Consider the following 12,830-nt stretch of genomic DNA (forward strand, 5'->3'; position numbering starts at 1 on the left):
GCCGGGCCTCCCGTCGCCTGCGCGCCCCGTCTGCTGGGCGCCCCCGTGCGCCAAAGCGACAGACCGCCTCGAACTGTTCGCAGAGATCTGTCGCTTTGGTGGGTATCGCGCACCGGGATGGCGTGGATCTGTCGCTCTGGCGCAGGCGACCGACGCCCATTTGGTTGACGCGTCAACTAAATGCGCGCACACTGGTGCCATGCACACGCAGGACCTCCTCGCCGCCGACACCGGGATGGGTGCCGTCACCCTCCGCGTCGCGAACCTCGACCGGATGATCGGCTACTACCGCGACGGCGTCCAGCTCTCGCTGCTCTCGAAGGAGGGCGGCGTCGCCGTCCTCGGGCGACCGGGCGCCGGTGGCCTGGCGGTGCCGATCGTGATCCTCGAGCACGCGCCGTCCATGCAGCACGCCAGCCCGCACGACGCCGGCCTGTTCCACACCGCGATCCTGTTCGACACGAGGGCCGACCTGGCCGCCGCGCTGTACTCCGTCGCAACGAAGTTCCCGCAGACCTTCACGGGCAGCGCCGACCACCTGGTGAGCAACGCGTTCTACTTCACCGACCCCGAGGGCAACGGCGTCGAGCTGTACTGGGACCGTGACCGCACCGAGTGGTCGTGGACGCACGGCATGGTCGACATGGACACGAAGTACGTCGACCCGAACGCGTTCCTGCAGTCCCACCTGACGCAGGACGCCCTGGACACCGCCGCGGCACGCCCGGGCAAGGTCGGCCACGTGCACCTGTCCGTCGGCGACGTCGCCACCGCACGCTCCTTCTACGTGGACACCCTCGGCTTCGAGACCACCGCCGGCTTCGGCGAGGCACTGTTCGTCAGCGCCGGCGGGTACCACCACCACATGGCGATGAACACCTGGAACTCCCGCGGCGCCGGGCGTCGCCAGCTCGCCCTCGGGCTCGGACTCGTGCGGATCGAGGTGCCGGGGGCCGACGACCTCGGCGCCCTCGTGTCGCGTATGCACGACACCGGGGTGCAGACCGCCGATGACGGCCGAACGGTCGCGTTCGAGGACCCGTGGGCGAACCGCATCGAGGTGACTGCGCCCGGTCGCGCCTGACGCGGTCCGCCGCAGGGCGGCCGAGACTCGGGCTGAGCGACACTTCTCGCGCCCGCAGCCACGAGAAGTGTCGCTGACTCCGAGACTCGGCGCCGGCTGCCCGGCTGCCCGGCCGCCCGCGTCAGGCGCTGTTCGAGATCCCGCCGTCCGACTTCAGCAGCTGCCCGTTCACCCAGGCGCCCTGCTCCGAGCAGAGGAACCCGACGAGCGCGGCGGTGTCGGACGGGCGTCCGAGTCGGCCGAGCGGAGTGCCCTCGACGGCCCACCCCTTGACCTCGTCGGACATCCAGCCGGTGTCGTTCGGGCCCGGGTTCACCACGTTGGCGCTGACGCCGAGGCTGCCGAGCTCCTTCGCGGCGCCGAACACGATCCGGTCGAGCGCGCCCTTCGACGCCCCGTACGGCAGGTTGTACGCGATGTGGTCGCTCGTCAGCGCGACGATCCGGCGTCGGTCGCGCGGTGCGGCGTCCCCGGCACGCTCGAGCCCGGCCGCGTAGGCCTGTACGAGCAGGAACGGTGCGCGGGCGTTCACGGCGAAGTGGCGGTCCCACGACTCGACCGTCGTGGTGCGGAAGTCGGAGTCGACGGACTCGCAGTGCGACATGACGAGGGCGGTGACGGGGGCGCCGGCTTCCGCCTCGGCGCGGCCGACGAGTGCGGCCGCCTGCTCCGGGTCCTCCAGGTCGACCGGGAGGCGCGTCACCCGTGCTCCCGCCGCCTCGCACTCCTGCACCACCGACTCGACCCCGTCCGGGTCCGCCCCGCCGCTCACGCGGTCGTCGTAGGGTCCCCACCACGAGATGGCGAGGTCCCAGCCGTCGGTCGCAAGCCGGGTGGCGAGCGCTGCGCCGATGCCGGCTCTGCGACCCACCCCGGTCACCAGGGCGAGTGGTCGTGCGGACGTCATGCGTGCCTCCTGTCCGGCGCTCCGTCGCGCCGATCGGCACCCAGTCTGCCGGAACCGGCCACCCGTGTGACCATCGCATCCGGTGTCCTGTCGGCGGACGGCCGACCACGGGGGCCAAGATGGACGGATGCCACGCACACGACGGCCCTCCCGACCGGGGCGCGGACCCCGCGGCGGTCGCCCGGACCCCCGCGACCTGCCGCTCGAGCACGTCCGCGACCGGATGTCGTCGTACATCTACGGCAACATCACGGTGCTCGCCGTCGCGATCGCGGTGAACCCGGAGCAGATCCACCACGGCGCCGCGGTGGCGACCGTCCTGGCGACCGCGGTGCTGACCTACCTGGCGCACGTGCTCGCACACCTGGTCGCACACGGGCTCGGCGACGACGGCGAGGAGTCCGCTGCGGACCGCGCTGCCCGCCGCGACTCGGTCGCGACGATCGTCCGGAACGCCAACCCGATCGCGACCTCCGGGCTGATCCCGGCGGTCCTCTACGCGGCTGCCTGGATCGGGTGGCTGCCGGCGGAGTGGGCACAGATCGCGGCGACGGTGATCCTGGTCGTGCGCATCGGGCTGGTGGGCGTGTTCATGCAGCGGTTCAGCGGGAAGCAGCCCACGTTCCTCGGGTTGTGGGGTGGGATCGTGCTCGCCGCGGTGGCGTTCGTGATCGGTCTCGTCAAGGTGGTGCTGACGCATTGAGCGACACGCACGCACACGCCGGACCCCCCTCCGAGCCAGCAGCCGAGGACGAGCCGAAGCGCGGCGGGCTGCGGTTCCTGCGCGACCTCGTCATCATCGTCGTCGTGGCGCTGTTGGCGTCCTTCCTGGTGAAGGCGTACCTGGTCCGTTCCTTCTACATCCCCTCGGCCTCGATGCAGAACACGCTGCTCGTCGGGGACCGGGTGCTCGTCAACGAGCTCGTGCCCGGGGTCGTCCCACTGCAGCGCGGTGACGTCGTGGTGTTCCAGGACCCGGGCGGCTGGCTCGGCATGGGCCAGGGCGACGACCTGATCAAGCGGGTCATCGGCCTGCCTGGTGACACGGTGTCGTGCTGCGACGCCCGGGGCCGCCTGTCGGTGAACGGGCACGCGGTGGACGAGCCCTACGTCGTGCTCGAACGCGGATCGGACCGTGTCGCCGGGAAGGACTTCGAGATCACCGTGCCGAAGGGGCGCATCTGGGTGATGGGCGACAACCGCTACGATTCCGCCGACTCGCGCGTGCACGGCACCGTGCCGGTCGACGACGTCGTGGGACGCGCCTTCGTGACCACGTGGCCGATCTCGCGGTGGTCGGTGCTGTCCCGCTACGGCGACGAGTGGGACCGGGTCCCGACGCCGTGACCGCTGACGACGAGGGCTTCGGCTACGAGACCGGCGGGGACGACGACCTGTCGATCCACCGGATCGCGACACCGGGCAAGCGGTCGGGGACGATCGGTCCGCGGCCCGACCACGTCGTGTTCTGGCTCGCCGACGGCCGGGCCAGCCTGACCGCCGACGACGGCGAGCACTGGGAGGTCGGCGCCGAGCGGCCGATGATGCTCTCGGCGTCCGTCGCGTACGGGTTCGAGACCGACGCGACCGCCACGACGCTGCTGCACCTGTCACCGTCGCTGCTCGGCGACACGGGGGAGTCCTCGGTGTTCGGGCAGCCGGACGCGGCCGATCCTGCACTCGAGCCGCTGCGGGCACTGCTGCGCGAGGCCTCCGGGCGCATCCTCGACCCCGGCCTGCCCGCCGACGACCGTGCGGCCCTGAACCGGCGGATCGCGACCGTCGTCCTTTCGACCTTCGCCCGGTCGCGATCGGACGTCGCGGACCGGATGCGGCGGGCGATCGGCTTCGTGCACGACCACGCCGACCGGACGCTGACGGTGGCGGACGTCGCAGCGGCCTGCGACCTGAGCGAGCGCGGGCTGCAGGACCTGTTCCGCCGTCGTCTCGGCGTCACGCCCATGCAGTACCTGCGCGAGGTCCGTCTCGACCGGGTGCACCTGGAGCTGGGGCGGCCCGGTTCCCGCGCGCTGCTCGTCAGTCAGGTCGCGCGGCGGTGGCGGTTCACCCACCTGGGGCGGTTCGCGGCGTACTACCGGGAGCGGTTCGGGGAGCAGCCGCACCAGACCATCGCGCGGAGCGGCACACCCGGAGAACGGTAGTTCTCGCGTTCTTTGCGGATTCCGGCTATCCTGCTCGCGTGGATGCGCGACGGTCCGAACTGGGGCAGTACCTCCGCGCCCGTCGGGCACTCGTCCAGCCCGAGGACGTCGGCCTCACCCGCGAGCCCGGACGACGAGTGGACGGCCTGCGCCGCGAAGAGGTCGCACGGCTCGCGGGCATCAGCCCCGAGTACTACCTGCGGCTCGAACGCGGCCGTGACCACCAGCCGTCCGACCAGGTGCTCGTGGCGCTCGGCCGCGCACTGCGGCTCGACCACGAGGCCGTCGACTACCTGCGCCGCCTCGCACACGCTGAACGCCGCCGCCCCGAGGGGGTCGTGCCGCCGGGGCTCGACGACTCGGTCCGGTCGCTGCTGGCGCAGTGGTCGCACACCCCGGCGTTCGTGATGGACCGCAACCAGGACATCATCCTGTCCAACGCCCTGGCGAGCGCCCTCGGCCCCGGGTACATGGAGCCGGGCGCGAACCTCGTCCTGCAGATGTTCTCCGAGGCGTCCCGGCAGCACGCGGCCGACTGGCACCCCACCGCGCACCGGGTCGTCGCCGCGCTCCGGCTGCACGCCGAACCCGAGGACCCGCGGCTGCAGGAGATCGTCGGCACCCTGACCCTGCAGGACCCGGACTTCGCCCGCATCTGGGCCCGGCACGACGTCGCCGTGCAGCGCACCGGGGTCTCGCGGCACTGGATCGACCCGATCGGGTGGGTCGAGTTCCGGTGGCAGAACCTCGCGATCCCGGGCAGCTCGCACGTGCTCGTGACCTTCTGGGCCGACCCCAGCACCCCCGCAGCCGCGGCCGTCGCGTACCTCGCCGCGCAGGTGCAGCAGGGCACCGCCCGCCGGCAGCCGGTCGCGGGCGAGACCGCGGTGGGGTAGCGAGGCGGTCGCAGCGGTCGCGGTCAGGCGGTCGTCGCGTCCTCGTCGAGCAGTCCCCGGAGCGTCGTGAGCCGCGCGGCGGACTCATCGTCCGCCGCCGTCCACACCACGAGCACGTGCTCGGGGTCCTCCAGCCGACGAAGATGCTCCCACCGCAGGTCGATCCGGCCCACCAGCGGGTTCTCGAACGTCGACTCCCCGCGTCGAGTCGGCCGCACCGCTCCGCCGGCCCACTCGGTCGCGAACGTCGTGCTCCTGGCCATCAATTCGCCCAGCAGCTCCTGGAACCGGTCGTCGGCGTCGTGCTCGTCCAGCGAGTCCCGGAGCATCGCGGCGGTGCGGTGCGCCTCGGCCTCCCAGCCGTCGACCGAGTCCTCGACCCAGGGGTTCAGGAAGGTGAACCGCGCCAGGTTCGTGCCCACCGTGAGCGATGCGGACAGGGCCCCGGCGAGCCGGTTCGCCGCCACCACGTCCAGGTGCCGGTCGAAGACCACGACCGGTTCGGCGAGCGCGTCCACGAAGTCCTGGGCCGACGTCGTCGTCGTGCCGTCCTCGTGTTCCATGCGATCACGCTAACCGGCCGGGCAGTGGAGCAGGGGGGAGAAGGGGGCCCCGGCGGGGACCCCGTCGCCGTGCCTCCGACCCGCAGGGGGACCCCGGCACGGTGCGTCCGGCCGTCCAAGGGCACCCCGCGTCGCTCCCGGGGCCGCCGACGCGCGCTGTCGTCGGGGGTGACGGGCAACGACAGGGACAGGACGGCGCAGCGCCCGCAGCCCTAGCGTGACGACGCCGGGACCCCCGATCCCCGCACCACCCCAGACGTTCGTCACGAAGGAGACCCGCAATGGCTGCACCCACCATCGTCCTCGTCCACGGCGCGTTCGCCGACTCCGCCAGCTGGGCGCCCGTCACCCGCGAGCTGCTCGACCGCGGCCACACGGTCCTCGTCCCGCCGGTCTACAACCGCAGCCTCGCCGAGGACGCCGCCTCGATCCGCGCCGTCGTCGAGCACGTCGACGGGCCGGTCGTCCTCGCCGGGCACTCGTACGGCGGCGCCGTGATCACCGTCGCCGGCGAGGCCGAGAACGTCGTCGGACTCGTCTACGTCTCCGGCTACGTGCTCGAGGTCGGCGAGAGCCTCGGACAGCTGCAGGGCGGGTTCCCCGACTCCGACCTCGCCGCGAACCTCGTGTACACGCCGTACCCGGTCGCCGGCGCCGAGGACGGCACCGACGTGTCCGTCGCGATCGACGCGTTCCCGCAGGTCTTCGCCGCCGGGGTCGACCCGCGCGTCGCCGAGGTCCTCGCGGTCTCGCAGCGTCCGCTCTCCGGTGCCGCCTTCGGCGAACCGGCCTCCGCCGCCGCGTGGAAGACCACCCCCGCGTGGGCGATCGTCTCGTCCGACGACCACACCATCAACCCCGAGGTCGAGCGCTTCGGCTACTCCCGCGCCGGCATCACCGACGTGACCGAGCTCGCCGCCCCGCACCTCGTCATGCAGACCCACCCGAAGGACGTCGCCGACGTCATCGAGCGCGCCGTCGCCGCGACCAGCGCGACCGACGGCGCCGCCTGACGCGACCACCCCTGGAGGCGCGGCGTGCGCCCGACGCGCACCGCGCCTCCAGGATGTCCCCGTTCCACCCCAGGAGGCGACGTGACCACGGAACGCACCACCCCCGCACCCCGCGGCGGCGCCCTGGCACCGCTCGCGATCCCGGTCTTCCGCGCCCTGTGGATCGCGGTGCTGGTGAGCAACATCGGCAGCTGGATGCAGACCGTCGGCGCGCAGTGGCTGCTCGTCGACGAGCACGCCGCACCCGTCGTCGTCGCCCTCGTGCAGACCGCGTCGAGCCTGCCGGTGCTGCTCGTCGGGATCCCCGCCGGGGTGATCGGCGAGTTCGTCGACCGGCGGCGGCTGCTCATCGGCGTGCAGGCGTTCCAGGTGGTCGTCGGCGTCGTGATGACCGTGCTCACCGCGACCGGCGACATGACCCCGGCGCTCCTGCTCACCGTCACGTTCCTGCTCGGTACCGCCTCGGCGCTCCAGCTGCCCGCGTACCAGGCGCTCGTGCCCGAGATCGTGCCGCGTGCCGCGATCACCGACGCCGCGGCACTCAGCTCCGTCGGCGTCAACGTCGCCCGGGCGATCGGACCGGCGCTCGCCGGGGTGGTGATCGCGCAGCTCGGCGTGCCGTTCGTGTTCGCCGCCAACGCGCTGTCGTTCGCGCTCTTCCTGGTGGTGCTCGTCGCCTGGCGCGGGTACCAGCGCCCCGAGACGCGGGCAGAACCGTTCATCGACGCCACCCGCGCCGGGCTGCGGTACGTCCTGCACGCGGCGGTCGTCCGCCGGCTGCTCGTGCAGCTCGCCGTCTTCATGGTGCCCGCGAACGCGCTGTGGGCACTCCTGCCGCTCGTCGCCGACGGCCCGCTCGGCCTGTCCTCCGGTGGGTACGGACTGCTGCTCGCCGCCGTCGGCATCGGATCCGTCGGCGGGGCGTTCCTGATGCCGGCGGTCCGTGCGCGGCTCGGCATCGGCCGCACCGTCGGGATCGCCTCGGTGGTGTTCGGTGTCTGCACCGCGGTCGTCGCGCTCGTCCCCGTGCTGCCGGTCGTGCTCGTGGCGCTGCTGGTCGGCGGGGTGGCCTGGATCGCCGTGGTGACGACGCTGAACGGCACCGTTCAGGCGTTCCTGCCCGCCTGGGTCCGGACCCGCGGGCTCGCCGCCTACCAGCTCGTGCTCTTCGGCTGCACCGCCATCGGTGCGGCGCTCGCCGGCGCCGTCGCCACGCCGCTCGGGGTGACGGGGGTGCTCGCCGGAGCGGGTGTCGTCACCGCGCTCAGCGCCGCGCTGCTGCTCGTGTCCGGGTTCCCGGTGCTCACCGACCGGCAGCGCGCCGTGACGCCGATGCCGTTCGGCGACGAGGTGTTCGTGCCGGACGACCACGGCGCGGCGACGGGGGAGACCCTCGTGCTGCTGCACTGGACGGTCCCGGCGGACGCGGTCGACGAGTTCCGGGCGCGCGCCGGACGGCTCGGGCGGAGCCGGCGGCGGACCGGTGCCCGTGACTGGAACCTGTACCGGGACGCGGCGAACGGGCCGGACGCCTGGGTCGAGGCGTTCCGGGTGGGGTCGTGGCAGGAGCACGTCGACCAGCACGAGGTCCGGCAGACCGGGGACGACGCGCGGACCCTGCAGTCGGTGCGCGAGGTCGCGGGCGAGCCGCGGGTCGAGCACCTGGTCGCGGAGGGGGTCGGCGGCCCGTCGTCGGGGTGACGGCAGGGTCGGCGGCCCGTCGGGGCGACGGGCTGGGTCAGCGGTCCGTCGTGGTGGCGGGCGGCGTCAGCAGCCGGTCGTGGTCAGGGTGACCGTCGCGACCGTGCCGTCGGCCACCTTGGTCGTCTGCGGGCAGAGGTCGCCGGCGCGGACCGTGACCTGGCCGAGGGGAACGCCCGCGAAGTCGGCCGTACCGCCCGGGAACACCCGCTGGTGCTCGGAGAGCTTGCCGGTCGAGGCGAACACCTTGACCTCGTAGGGGTGGTCGGCGGCGTTCGACGACACCGTGACCGACACCTGGCCGGTGGAGTCGTGGGCGCCACAGCCGGCGAGGGCCAGGAGCGCGGCCACGCCGAGGACGGTTGCGGGGACGACTCGGAGCACGACGACCAGGGTACGCCGACGCGCCCGACCACCTGCGCCCTCCGGACTGGGGCCAGGCCCTGTCCGTTCAGCGCGTTACCGTGGGAGCATGCAGCCGGAAACCGCGATGTCCGTGCCCGCGCCGACCGGGGCCGATGCCGTCCGGCGAGCGGCCCTGATCGCGGCGCTCGACGTGGTCGACGGCGGCGTCGAGGAACGGTTCGAACGGATCACCCGCATCGCACGCGAGGCCCTCGGGGTCTCCGGCTCCTTCCTCAACCTGGCCGGCGAGACCACGCTGACGATCAAGTCGCAGCAGAGCGACGCCGCCTTCGGCCCGGTCATCCCGCTGCAGGACACGTTCTGCGGACGCACCCTGGGCGAGCAGGGCCCGGTGGTGGTCCCCGATGCCCGCGAGGACGCCCGGTACGCGGACCTGCCGATGGTGCTCGGTGACCCGAACGTCCGGTTCTACGCCGGTGTCGGGCTCCGGGCCGGCGACGACGACCTGAAGATCGGCACCCTCTGCCTGATCGACCCCGAACCGCGAACCCTCGACGCCGACGAGCTCGAACTGCTGCAGGAACTCGGCATCTGGGCGGAGCGCGAGCTCCTGGCCGGAGCCGACGAGGACCGCCTGCGCACGGTGCTCAACGGCCTGCAGCCGACCGCAGTGCAGGTGCCCGGGTACCGGATCACGGGGATGTCGATCCCGCACGGGCTCGTCTCCGGCGACTTCCACGACTGGCACCGGTCCGGCGAGGACTCGATCCACCTGACCGTGTCGGACGTCATGGGCAAGGGGATGTCCGCCGGGCTCCTCGCCGCGAACATCCGCGGAGGCCTGCTCGCCCGCGGCGACCAGGACCCGGGCACCGCCGTCGCCGAGCTCGAGGCGCAGGTCGCCCCGGAGCTCAGCCGCGCCGAGTCCTTCGCGACGATGTTCCACGGCCGGCTGACCCCGTCCACCGGGCGCCTCGACTTCGCCGACGCCGGCCACGGGCTCGTGCTGCAGCTCCGTGACGACGGCGCCGAGCGGATCCTGCGGTCGTCGGACCTGCCGATCGGGCTGCACCCCGCCGGGATGCCCCGCGCCGCCGGTTCGCTCGTGCTCCGGCCCGGTGACGTGCTCATCGTCGTGACCGACGGCGCGCTCGAGCTCTGGGACTCCACACTCGCGTCGCTGTCCGAGCTCGGGTCGCTGTACCGGGAGTCCCCGGACGTCGAGACGTTCCTGCAGCGGGTGCGCGCACGCGTCGCCGAGCACGACCCGGGCGACGACCTGACCGTCGTCGTGGTGGCGCGCGAGGCGCTCGGGTCGCTCGGGGCCTGACCGGTCGAGAACTGTCGCCGGTTCGTCGCCGGTCGAGTGGTCGTGACGTGTCGTGGGTGGGCCGCCGAGTGGTCGTGAACTGTCGGTTGGCGGGGCTTCGGCCGACGGTTCGTGACCGCTCGACGGACGTGAGCGGGGTGTCGTGACCGTTCGGGCGACACGGGCCACGCCACGCCACACCGCGCGTCGCGCCGGGCGCGGCGTCAGGCGCCGAGGCGCTCGATCAGCTCGGCGTAGCGCGCAGCCGTGCGCTCGACGATCTCGTCCGGCAGCACCGGCGGCGTGCCTTTGCGGTCCCAGTGCGCGCTGAGCCAGTCCCGCACGATCTGCTTGTCGAACGAGTCGGTGCGATCGGCGGAGCGGGCGTCCCAGTAGCGGCTGGAGTCGCTCGTCAGGACCTCGTCGGCGATGCGGATCCGGCCGGTGGCGTCCTGCCCGAACTCGAACTTGGTGTCCGCGATGACGACGTCCCGCTCGAGGGCGATGGCCGCGGCCTCGGTGTAGACGTGCAGCGAGAGCTCGCGCAGGGTGGCGGCGGTCTCGGCACCGACCAGGTCGACGGTCTGCTCGTACGAGATGTTCTCGTCGTGCTCGCCCTGGGCCGCCTTGTACGCCGGCGTGTAGATCGGTTCCGGCAGGCGGTCACCGTTGGACAGCCCGGCGGGGAGCGCGACGCCGCACACGCTGCCGGTCTCCTGGTACTCGGCCCAGCCGCTGCCGACCAGGTACCCGCGCACGACGCACTCGACGGGGAACATCGTGAGCGGCATGACGTGCATCGACCGTGCCTCGACCTCGGCGGGCACCGGGGTGCCACCGGAGGACGGGCCGATGATGTGGTTCGGGACGTCACTCAGCTGGGTGAACCAGAACCGCGACAGGCGGGTCAGCAGCTCGCCCTTGCCCGGGATCGGTGGCTCGAGCGCGAAATCGTACGCGCTGACCCGGTCCGAGGCGACGAGCAGCAGCTCGGAGGCGCTCGCCAGGTCCGCGGTGCCCTCGGGCACGTAGAGCTCGCGCACCTTGCCGGACGAGACGTGCCGCCAGCCGGCGATCGGAGCGGCGGCGGTCACTTCGCGACCTTCGCGGCGATGTCGGTGCGGAACTGCGCGCCGTCGAGCGTGATGTCGCCGAGCCCGGCGTAGGCGCGCTCGCGGGCCTGGGCGAAGTCCGACCCGGTCGCCACGACGCTGAGCACCCGGCCACCCGTGGCCACGAGCGTGCCGTCGAGGACGCCGGTGGCGGCGTGCGCGACCGAGACGCCGTCGCGGGCGTTCGCGTCGTCGATGCCGGCGATCGGTCGACCGGTCTGCGGGTTCTCCGGGTAGCCCTCGCTCGCCAGGACGACGGTCACGGCGACCTCGTCGCGGAACACGGGTGCGGGGACGGCACCGAGCTGCCCGGTGGCGGCGGCGAGCAGGAGTTCACTGAGCGGCGTGGCCAGGCGGGGGAGCACGACCTGTGTCTCCGGGTCACCGAAGCGCGCGTTGAACTCGATCACGCGGACGCCCTGCTCGGTGACGATGAGGCCGCAGTACAGGAGCCCGACGAACGGCGTGCCCTCGTGCTCGAGGCGGCGGACGGTCGGCAGCGCGACGAGCTCGGTGACCTCGTCGACGAAGGCCTGCTCGGACGGCCAGCGGTCGGCGAGCCACGGCAGCGGCGAGTACGCGCCCATGCCGCCGGTGTTCGGGCCGAGGTCGCCGTCGGCCAGGCGCTTGTAGTCCTGCGCGGGGCTGAGCGCGCGGACGTCGTGCCCGTCGCTCAGGAAGAACAACGAGACCTCTTCGCCGTCGAGGAACTCCTCGACCACGACGTGTCCGTGCTGGAGCCAGTAGGTGGCGTGGTCGATCGCAGCCTGGCGGTCGTCGGTCACGAGCACGCCCTTGCCGGCGGCGAGCCCGTCGGCCTTGACCACGTACGGGGCACCGAGCTCGTCGATCGCGGCGACGGCTTCGTCTGCCGTGCCGGCGTAGACCGGACGCCCGGTGGGCACACCGGCCTCTCCCATGATCCGCTTGGCGAACGCCTTCGAGCCCTCGAGCTGCGCGGCGGCCTTGCCCGGCCCGAACACCGGGATGCCGCGGGTGCGCACCGGATCGGCCACGCCGGCGATGAGCGGGGCCTCGGGGCCCACGACGACGAGTTCCACGTCGTTCTCGATCGCGTACTCGGCGACGAGCGCACCGTTGGTGGGGTCGAGGGAGACGGTCTCGACGTCGGCGGCGATGCCGGCGTTGCCGGGCGCTGCCGTGATGACGTGACCCGCATGCTCAGCGAGGAGGGCCGTGATGATCGCGTGCTCGCGGGCACCGGAACCGAGGACGAGGATTCGCACCCGATCACCCTACCCAGCCCGACTCGCCGCCCGCGATGCGAGGGCTAGCCTGTGGAGATGCCACCCAGGAGGATCGAGGACGCCGACGGGCGCGCGGCACTGGCCGCGGTGCGTCGTGGGGAGACGGCGCGACCGGCCGTCGCGACCGCGGTGCGGTGGACGTTGCAGTGCCTGGCGGACGAGGTGCCGGGCAACAGCGTCGAGGTGCGGGTGCCGCCGTTCGCCGCCGTCCAGGCCGTGCCCGGACCCCGGCACACCCGCGGCACGCCGCCGAACGTGGTCGAGACCGACGCCACCACGTGGCTGGCGCTGGCGTCCGGCGAGCTGACCTGGGCTGAGGCGGTCGCGCAGTCGCGCGTCAGCGCCTCGGGCTCGCGCGCCGACCTGACGGCGTTCCTGCCGGTCCGGCTGCCCGCCCCCGGCGCTTGACCCAGCGGCACCAGAACCACCGGCGCCAGAACCACCGGCGC

General features: G+C 73.0%; 14 protein-coding genes. 9 read left to right on the top strand and 5 right to left on the bottom strand.

Features of this window, described 5'->3' with window-relative positions:
• Positions 1-199: 199 nt before the first annotated feature.
• Positions 200-1,084: a VOC family protein gene (locus tag FFG40_RS05900; protein WP_138802569.1), complete on the top strand. Its 885-nt coding sequence runs from the start codon at positions 200-202 to the stop codon at positions 1,082-1,084.
• A gap of 121 nt (positions 1,085-1,205) precedes the next feature.
• On the opposite strand, the gene FFG40_RS05905 is transcribed toward FFG40_RS05900, so the two are convergent.
• Complete coding sequence (locus FFG40_RS05905; RefSeq protein WP_071405848.1) at positions 1,206-1,991, bottom strand: SDR family oxidoreductase; 786 nt, start codon at positions 1,989-1,991, stop codon at positions 1,206-1,208.
• Positions 1,992-2,118: 127 nt separating this feature from the next.
• Between FFG40_RS05905 and FFG40_RS05910 the strand changes: the two genes are divergently transcribed.
• From FFG40_RS05910 to FFG40_RS05925, 4 genes are read left to right on the top strand one after another with little or no spacing between them, the layout of a single operon-like run.
• On the top strand, positions 2,119-2,694 hold the full coding sequence (locus tag FFG40_RS05910) for a hypothetical protein (RefSeq protein WP_128781582.1): 576 nt from the start codon (positions 2,119-2,121) through the stop codon (positions 2,692-2,694).
• On the top strand, positions 2,691-3,338 hold the full coding sequence (gene lepB, locus FFG40_RS05915) for a signal peptidase I (protein WP_138802570.1): 648 nt from the start codon (positions 2,691-2,693) through the stop codon (positions 3,336-3,338). The genes FFG40_RS05910 and lepB overlap by 4 nt, the downstream gene beginning before the upstream one ends.
• On the top strand, positions 3,335-4,153 hold the full coding sequence (locus FFG40_RS05920) for a helix-turn-helix transcriptional regulator (protein WP_138802571.1): 819 nt from the start codon (positions 3,335-3,337) through the stop codon (positions 4,151-4,153). Before lepB ends, FFG40_RS05920 begins: the two co-directional genes overlap by 4 nt.
• A gap of 38 nt (positions 4,154-4,191) precedes the next feature.
• Positions 4,192-5,049 (top strand): helix-turn-helix domain-containing protein, encoded by an 858-nt coding sequence (locus FFG40_RS05925; RefSeq protein WP_185974108.1) that lies wholly within the window; start codon positions 4,192-4,194, stop codon positions 5,047-5,049.
• Between the two features lie 23 nt (positions 5,050-5,072).
• Here the strand turns inward: FFG40_RS05925 and FFG40_RS05930 are convergent, their stop codons facing one another.
• Complete coding sequence (locus FFG40_RS05930; protein ID WP_138802573.1) at positions 5,073-5,612, bottom strand: hypothetical protein; 540 nt, start codon at positions 5,610-5,612, stop codon at positions 5,073-5,075.
• Positions 5,613-5,893: 281 nt separating this feature from the next.
• Between FFG40_RS05930 and FFG40_RS05935 the strand changes: the two genes are divergently transcribed.
• Entirely contained in the window at positions 5,894-6,625 is a 732-nt protein-coding gene (locus FFG40_RS05935) for an alpha/beta fold hydrolase (protein ID WP_138802574.1), read from the top strand.
• An 81-nt stretch (positions 6,626-6,706) separates the two neighbouring features.
• The gene (locus FFG40_RS05940) at positions 6,707-8,326 is read left to right on the top strand and encodes an MFS transporter (RefSeq protein ID WP_185974109.1); all 1,620 of its coding nucleotides are present in this window, start codon (positions 6,707-6,709) and stop codon (positions 8,324-8,326) included.
• A gap of 66 nt (positions 8,327-8,392) precedes the next feature.
• Here FFG40_RS05940 and FFG40_RS05945 read toward each other — a convergent pair whose 3' ends face one another.
• Entirely contained in the window at positions 8,393-8,710 is a 318-nt protein-coding gene (locus FFG40_RS05945) for a hypothetical protein (RefSeq protein ID WP_138802576.1), read from the bottom strand.
• Positions 8,711-8,798: 88 nt separating this feature from the next.
• Between FFG40_RS05945 and FFG40_RS05950 the strand changes: the two genes are divergently transcribed.
• Positions 8,799-10,022 carry a PP2C family protein-serine/threonine phosphatase gene (locus FFG40_RS05950; RefSeq protein ID WP_138802577.1) on the top strand — a complete coding sequence of 408 codons (1,224 nt, stop codon included), beginning with the start codon at positions 8,799-8,801 and terminating at the stop codon, positions 10,020-10,022.
• Between the two features lie 203 nt (positions 10,023-10,225).
• Here FFG40_RS05950 and FFG40_RS05955 read toward each other — a convergent pair whose 3' ends face one another.
• Both FFG40_RS05955 and purD read right to left on the bottom strand, forming a co-directional pair.
• Entirely contained in the window at positions 10,226-11,095 is an 870-nt protein-coding gene (locus tag FFG40_RS05955) for a phosphoribosylaminoimidazolesuccinocarboxamide synthase (RefSeq protein ID WP_138802578.1), read from the bottom strand.
• Positions 11,092-12,360 (bottom strand): phosphoribosylamine--glycine ligase, encoded by a 1,269-nt coding sequence (gene purD / locus FFG40_RS05960; protein ID WP_138802579.1) that lies wholly within the window; start codon positions 12,358-12,360, stop codon positions 11,092-11,094. Before purD ends, FFG40_RS05955 begins: the two co-directional genes overlap by 4 nt.
• A gap of 57 nt (positions 12,361-12,417) precedes the next feature.
• Here purD and FFG40_RS05965 point away from each other — a divergent pair, with 57 nt between their 5' ends.
• Positions 12,418-12,789 carry a sterol carrier family protein gene (locus FFG40_RS05965; protein ID WP_071248502.1) on the top strand — a complete coding sequence of 124 codons (372 nt, stop codon included), beginning with the start codon at positions 12,418-12,420 and terminating at the stop codon, positions 12,787-12,789.
• The last annotated feature ends 41 nt before the right edge of the window (positions 12,790-12,830 follow it).

It is taken from the genome of Curtobacterium sp. KBS0715, assembly GCF_005938005.2.
Lineage (GTDB): Bacteria > Actinomycetota > Actinomycetes > Actinomycetales > Microbacteriaceae > Curtobacterium > Curtobacterium flaccumfaciens.